This window comes from Sabulicella rubraurantiaca (assembly GCF_017355885.1).
Classification (GTDB): domain Bacteria; phylum Pseudomonadota; class Alphaproteobacteria; order Acetobacterales; family Acetobacteraceae; genus Roseococcus; species Roseococcus rubraurantiacus.
Window position 1 is genome coordinate 1 of the sequence record NZ_JAFEUU010000025.1, and the last position, 5,975, is coordinate 5,975.

The following is a 5,975-nucleotide window of genomic DNA, read 5'->3' on the forward strand; positions in this document are numbered from 1 at the left end:
CCTCAGGTTGGTCGCGTCGGGTTCGGCGCAGGCCAGTACGATCCGGATACGCTGGGCGAGGGCTTGGCCCACGCCGCGCCGGCGCAGCAGGCGACGGAGTTCGGCCCGCTCCGCCTCGGTCAACGCCAACATGACAGCCTTGGGTCCGCGAGACATGACACGCCTCCCAATTCAGGCGCCACAGTCTCCTCCCAGCCACAGCAAACCGCAACTGAACTTCCAACTCAGGCCACTAGCCTGACTTCATCTCGCCCAGGGTGGGGCGCTTGGCGCGGTGGCCGTTCTCGCGCTCCACCGCGTGGCCTGCGGCCAGCACCAGCCAGTCCTGCCAGGGCTTGCCGATGATCTGCGCCGCCACGGGCAGATTCTTGTCGCCGAAGCCCGTGCAGACCGTCAGCGCCGGCCAGCCGAGCATGTTGAAGGGCACGGTGAAGTTGGGCTTCTCCACGCTCGCCCATTTCGGCACGTCATCGATGCGCGGCGCCTCGCCCGGTGCGGCGGCGGTGAGCAGCAGATCGAATCCGGCCGTCGCCTCCATCGTCCGGCGGATCAAGGTGCGGCGGCGGCGCTGCGCCTGGATGTAGTCGGCGGCGGAGATGAGGCCGCCGAGGGAGAGGCGGCCGCGCAGATTCTCGCCGAACAGCATCGGCGTCTCGCGCATCCGCTGCTCGTGCACGGCGAAGGCCTCGGCGGAGAGGATGACCCAGCCGGCGGCGTAGAACTCGTGCAGGGAAGGCAGTGTCACCTGCTCCACGGTCGCGCCGAGGCCACTGAGGATCGCCACCGTCTCCTCGATGCCGCGCAAGGTGGCCGGGCTGACCGGGTTGTCCTGCTCGTGGAAGTGGCGGATCACGCCGACGCGACGCCCGCGCCATTCGCGCGACAGCGAAAGGTCGGGCGCCGGGCGGTCGGCGCTCGCCGGGTCTTCCGGATCATGCCCCGCCATGGCGGCGAGGAGCAGGGCGCAATCTTCGCTGGTCCAGGCCATGGGGCCGGCATGGTCCAGCGTCTGCGCCAGCGGCAGGATGCCGGCGCGCGAGCAAAGCCCGTAGGTCGGCTTGATGCCGGCGATGCCACACAGCGCGGCCGGGCCGCGGATGGAGCCGCCCGTGTCGCTGCCCGTCCCGCCCAGGACCATGCCCGAGGCCACCGCCGCTGCCGTGCCGGAAGAGGAGCCGGAAGTGAAATGCCCGGCCCCCCAGGGATTCTCGGCAGGCGGCCAGGGCAGGTCGCGGCTTGGACCACCGAATGCGAATTCATGGGTGGCGAGCTTGCCCATGAGCACCACGCCCGCCTCGGCCAGCTTGCGGACGGTAAAGCCGTCGCGCCTCGGGACGTGGTCGCGCAGCTGGGCGGAATGGGCCGTCGTCGGGATTTCCGCCGTCTCGTAGATGTCCTTGTGGCCGAAGGGGATGCCGTCGAGCGGGCCGCGCAGCGCGCCGCGCATCTGCCGCTCCTCGGCGGCCTTCGCGTCGGCCAGGGCACGCTCCTCCGTCACGCGGATGAAGGCGTGCAGCGAGGAGTCCAGCCGGGCGATCCGAGAGAGCGAGTCCCGCGCCAGCTCGACCGGCGAAACCTCCTTGGCGGCAATGCGGCGCGCGGCTTCGGCGATGGTCGGGATCATGCCTCGTCCCCCGCCGCGAAGGTGAAGGCAGGCTCTTCCTCCGCCGCAGGCGGCGGTTCGCGCAGCATGGCCAGCATGGCGAGCAAGCGTGGATGGGCGCGGCGGAGATCTTCCACCTCCGCTTCCGGAAGGGCGATGCCGGCGCGGGCGAGCAGCGCGGCGAACTCGGCGGGCGGGATGGGGTCGGGCATGGAACGAAGCATGCCACACTTGCGGAGCGCGCAAAGCGGGGTCTAGCCTCCCCGGCAACGAGACGATGGGAGGACGGCCGGGAATGAAGGTCGGTGACGCGATCGCGCGCATCATGCAGCGTGAGGGCATCGAGGTGCTCACCGGGTATCCGGTGAATCATTTGATCGAACACGCTGCGGCCATCGACATCCGGCCGGTGATGGTGCGGCAGGAGCGGATTGGCCTCCATATGGCCGACGCGATCAGCCGTGTCACCTCGGGCCGCAAGCTCGGCGCCTTCTGCATGCAGCACGGGCCGGGGGCGGAGAACGCCTATGGCGGCGTCGCGCAATGCTTCGGCGAGAGCGTGCCGGTGCTGGTGCTGCCCATGGGCTATCCGCGCCGCCTCGCCCACGTGCCGCCCAACTTCAACTCCACCGTGCAGATGCGCGGCATCGCGAAGAGCACCGAGGCGGTGATGGATGCGGCCGAGGTGCCGAACATCATGCGCCGTGCCTTCGCCCGGCTGCGAAACGGGCGCGGCGGACCGGTGGTGGTCGAGATCCCGACCGACATGTTCAACGAGGAGATGCCGGAAGGCTGGACCTACGAACCCGTCGTCGCCACGCGCTCCGGCCCCGACCCGCTGGACGTGAAGCGCGCGGCGGAGATGCTGCGCAACGCAAAGCGGCCCGTGATCTATGCCGGCACCGGCATCCATTGGGCCCGCGCCTGGGGCCAGCTGCGCCGCCTGGCCGAGACGCTGGGCGCGCCGGTGACGACCAGCCTTGGCGGCAAGTCGAGCTTCCCGGAGGACCATCCCCTGGCGCTCGGCTCGGGCGGCCTCGCCATGCCGGCGCCAGTGCGGCACTTCCTTGACAAGGCCGACGTCATTCTGGGCATCGGCTGCTCCTTCACCGAGACCAATTTCGGCATCAAGATGCCGAAGGGTCCCAAGTACATCCACGCGACGCTGGATCCGGACCACCTCGACAAGGATGTCCGCTGCGATATCGGCCTCCTGGGCGATGCCGGGCTGGTGATCGATGCGCTGCTGGCAGAGATGGCGGGCCACAAGGGCCACGACCACGCTGCGGTGTCGCGGGAGATCGAGGAAAGCCGCGCCCCCTGGCTGGCGCAATGGGCGGCGAAGCGCGACAGCAACGACGCGCCGCTCAACCCCTACCGCGTCCTGCGCGACCTCTGGCGCACGGTGGATGTGAACAACACCATCATCACCCACGACGCGGGCTCGCCGCGCGACCAGCTCTCGCCCTTCTGGGTATCGCGCACGCCGCTTTCCTATCTGGGCTGGGGCAAGACGACGCAGCTGGGCTACGGGCTCGGCCTCGCCATGGGCGCGAAGCTGGCCGCGCCGGACAAGCTCTGCATCAACGTTTGGGGTGACGCCGCCATCGGCTTCACGGGGATGGATTTCGAGACGGCGGTGCGCGAGCGCATCCCGATCCTGTCCATCCTGCTCAACAACTTCTCCATGGCGATCGAACTGAAGATCATGGCGCTCAGCACGGAGAAGTACCGCACCACCGACATCTCCGGCGACTACGCGGCCATGGCGCGCGCCTTTGGCGGCCATGGCGAGCGGGTGGAGCGGCCCGAGGACATCGTCCCCGCCATTCAGCGCGGCATCCAGGCGACGCAGGAAGGCAAGCCGGCGCTGGTCGAGTTCATCACCTCCAAGGAAACCCAGGTGTCGAGGCTCTGATGGCGACCGTCGAGATCCGCAACGTCCGCAAGGCCTTCGGCAGCACCGCCGTCCTCCACGGCGTGTCTGTGGACATCGATGACGGGGAGTTCGTGGTTCTCGTCGGTCCCTCGGGCTGCGGCAAGTCCACCTTGCTGCGGATGCTGGCGGGGCTCGAGAACATCACGGGCGGCGAGATCGCAATCGGCGGGCGGGTGGTGAACACCGTACCGCCCAAGGATCGCGACATCGCCATGGTGTTCCAGAACTACGCGCTCTACCCGCACATGACCGTGTTCCAGAACATGGCCTTCTCCATGAAGCTGGCGAAGGCGCCGAAGGAGGTCATGGAGCGGGAGGTGGGGCGCGCCGCGCGCATCCTGGGGCTGGAGGCGCTGCTGGACCGTTATCCGCGCCAGCTTTCGGGCGGCCAGCGGCAGCGCGTCGCAATGGGACGCGCCATCGTGCGCGACCCGCAGGTCTTCCTGTTCGACGAGCCGCTCTCCAACCTCGACGCCAAGCTGCGCGTGCAGATGCGCTCCGAGATCAAGGAGCTGCACCAGAGGCTGCGCGTCACCACCGTCTACGTGACCCACGACCAGATCGAGGCCATGACCATGGCCGACAAGATCGTGGTGATGGAGCTGGGGCACATCCGGCAGGCCGGGCCGCCGCTGGAGCTGTATGACCGGCCGCAAAACCTCTTCGTCGCGGGCTTCATCGGCAGCCCGGCCATGAACCTGCTGGAAGGCCGGATCGAGGGCGGGGCCTTCGTCACCCCCGATGGCACCTCCTGGCCCATGCCGCCGAACCAGCCGGCACGCGACGGGCATGCCATCTACGGAATCCGGCCCGAGCATTTCCGCCTGGCCGGAGACGGAATGCAGGCACGAGTCCAGCTCGTCGAGCCCATGGGCAGCGAAACGCTGGTGATGATGCGGATCGGCGACACCCCCGTGCAGGGCGTGTTCCGCGAACGCATCGCGGCGCGCTCGGGCGACATCCTGCCGGTGCTGCCCCAGGCGGCGCAGGTGCATCTCTTCGACAAGGAGAGCGGGCAGAGGCTCTAGCCCGCCGGAACGGACAAGGAGGACCGTCGAGATGAACTTCAACATCACGCGTCGCGGCTTGGCGTCGCTGGGGGCAGGCCTCGCCGCCACCCCCGCCTTCGCGCAATCCAACATCCGGACCGGCAACGCCACCGCGCCGCGCCTGCCGATCGAGAGCGGGGCGAGCCTGCGCATGCTGCGCCCGGTGCGCTTCGTGCAGCCCGACGAGGAAGTGTTCCGCGCCAACGTCGCCCGCTTCGCGCAGCAGCACAACATCCAGGTCCGCGTGGATTTCGTAGGCTGGGAGGACATCAACCAGCAAACCGCCGTCACCGCCAATAGCGGCGCCGGCCCGGACCTCATCATCGGCTTCTCCGACGCGCCGCATGTCTACCAGGACAAGCTGATCGAGCTGACCGACGTGGCCGAGTATTTGGGCCAGAAGTATGGCGGCTGGAAGCGCCTGGCGGAGCGCTACGGCAAGCGGCATGGCACCAACAACTGGATCGGCCTGCCCTTCGGCGCTTCCGGCGGCCCGCTCGTCTGGCGGCAATCGGCGGTGCGGGAGGCCGGGTTCCAGTCCATCCCGGACGACCATGCCAACTACCTGCGCCTGTGCCAGGAGCTGAAGCGGCTCAACAAGCCGCCTGGCTTCGCGCTGGGCAACGCGGTGGGCGACGGCAACGGCTTCGCCAACTGGCTGGTCTGGTCCTTCGGCGGCAAGCTGGTGAATGACGATGGCACCGTCGGCATCAACTCGCGCGAGACGATCAACGCGCTGAACTACCTGCGCGAGCTGTACCCGACCTTCGTGCCGGGCACGATCGCCTGGGGCGACATCTCCAACAACCGCGCCTATGCGTCGAACGAGCTGTTCCTCACGGCGAATGGCGTTTCGCTCTACTTCGCCCTGAAGAACGACCCGGCGACGCGTCCCATCGCCGACGACACCCAGCACTCGCTGCTGCCCAAGGGCCTCGCCTCCTCCTCGCCCATGGCGGGGCTGACGCTGAACGCCATGGTGTTCCGCCACAGCCGCTTCCCCAACGCCTCCAAGGCGCTGCTGGCCTTCCTGCTGGAATCCGAGCAGTACGACCCGTGGCTGCAGGCCAATCTCGGCTACTGGGCACAGCCGCTCAACGCCTACAATGATAGCGCCGTCTGGAAGAGCGACGAGAAGGTCGAGATCTTCCGCAACACCATGGATACCGAGTTCTACAACGGCTATCGCGGCCCCATCACCGAGGGCACGGCCGCCGCGAACGCGGATTACGTCATGGTGCAGATGTGCGCCGCCGTCGCCTCGGGCCAGTCCACGCCCGAGCAGGCCGTGCGCGAGGCCGAGCGCCGCGCGCAGCGTTTCTTCCGCCGGCGCTGAGCTTCGCCGTCCCGCTGCGCGGCGCCCCGCCGCGCAGCCCCCGCATCC

At 68.7% G+C, this 5,975-nt stretch carries 4 protein-coding genes and 2 pseudogenes; 3 read left to right on the top strand and 3 right to left on the bottom strand.

From position 1 onward, the window contains the following. From JTJ31_RS24875 to JTJ31_RS22730, 3 genes and pseudogenes are all read right to left on the bottom strand, one after another. Positions 1–156, bottom strand: a pseudogene (locus JTJ31_RS24875) (IS630 family transposase); the annotation flags it as partial. 76 nt (positions 157–232) lie between these two features. Next, a complete protein-coding gene (locus tag JTJ31_RS22725; RefSeq protein WP_207541034.1) occupies positions 233–1,624 on the bottom strand; it encodes an amidase in 1,392 nt (463 codons plus the stop codon). Next, on the bottom strand, positions 1,621–1,827 hold the full coding sequence (locus JTJ31_RS22730; protein ID WP_207541035.1) for a hypothetical protein: 207 nt from the start codon (positions 1,825–1,827) through the stop codon (positions 1,621–1,623). Before JTJ31_RS22730 ends, JTJ31_RS22725 begins: the two co-directional genes overlap by 4 nt. A 44-nt stretch (positions 1,828–1,871) precedes the next feature. On the opposite strand from JTJ31_RS22730, the pseudogene JTJ31_RS22735 reads away from it, so the two are divergent. From JTJ31_RS22735 to JTJ31_RS22745, 3 genes and pseudogenes are all read left to right on the top strand, one after another. Continuing rightward, positions 1,872–3,521: pseudogene (locus JTJ31_RS22735) on the top strand (thiamine pyrophosphate-requiring protein); the annotation flags it as partial. After that, positions 3,521–4,570: an ABC transporter ATP-binding protein gene (locus JTJ31_RS22740; protein WP_207541037.1), complete on the top strand. Its 1,050-nt coding sequence runs from the start codon at positions 3,521–3,523 to the stop codon at positions 4,568–4,570. The pseudogene JTJ31_RS22735 and the gene JTJ31_RS22740, both read left to right, overlap by 1 nt. Before the next feature lie 31 nt (positions 4,571–4,601). Beyond that, the gene (locus JTJ31_RS22745; protein WP_207541038.1) at positions 4,602–5,927 is read left to right on the top strand and encodes an ABC transporter substrate-binding protein; all 1,326 of its coding nucleotides are present in this window, start codon (positions 4,602–4,604) and stop codon (positions 5,925–5,927) included. Positions 5,928–5,975: the final 48 nt, after the last annotated feature.

What these genes read in the sequence shown, in the direction of transcription:
- JTJ31_RS22725 (WP_207541034.1), bottom strand. Translation starts at nt 1,624, where the DNA reads ATGATCCCGACCATCGCCGAAGCCGCGCGCCGCATTGCCGCCAAGGAG.
- JTJ31_RS22730 (WP_207541035.1), bottom strand. Translation starts at nt 1,827, where the DNA reads ATGCTTCGTTCCATGCCCGACCCCATCCCGCCCGCCGAGTTCGCCGCG.
- JTJ31_RS22740 (WP_207541037.1), top strand. Translation starts at nt 3,521, where the DNA reads ATGGCGACCGTCGAGATCCGCAACGTCCGCAAGGCCTTCGGCAGCACC.
- JTJ31_RS22745 (WP_207541038.1), top strand. Translation starts at nt 4,602, where the DNA reads ATGAACTTCAACATCACGCGTCGCGGCTTGGCGTCGCTGGGGGCAGGC.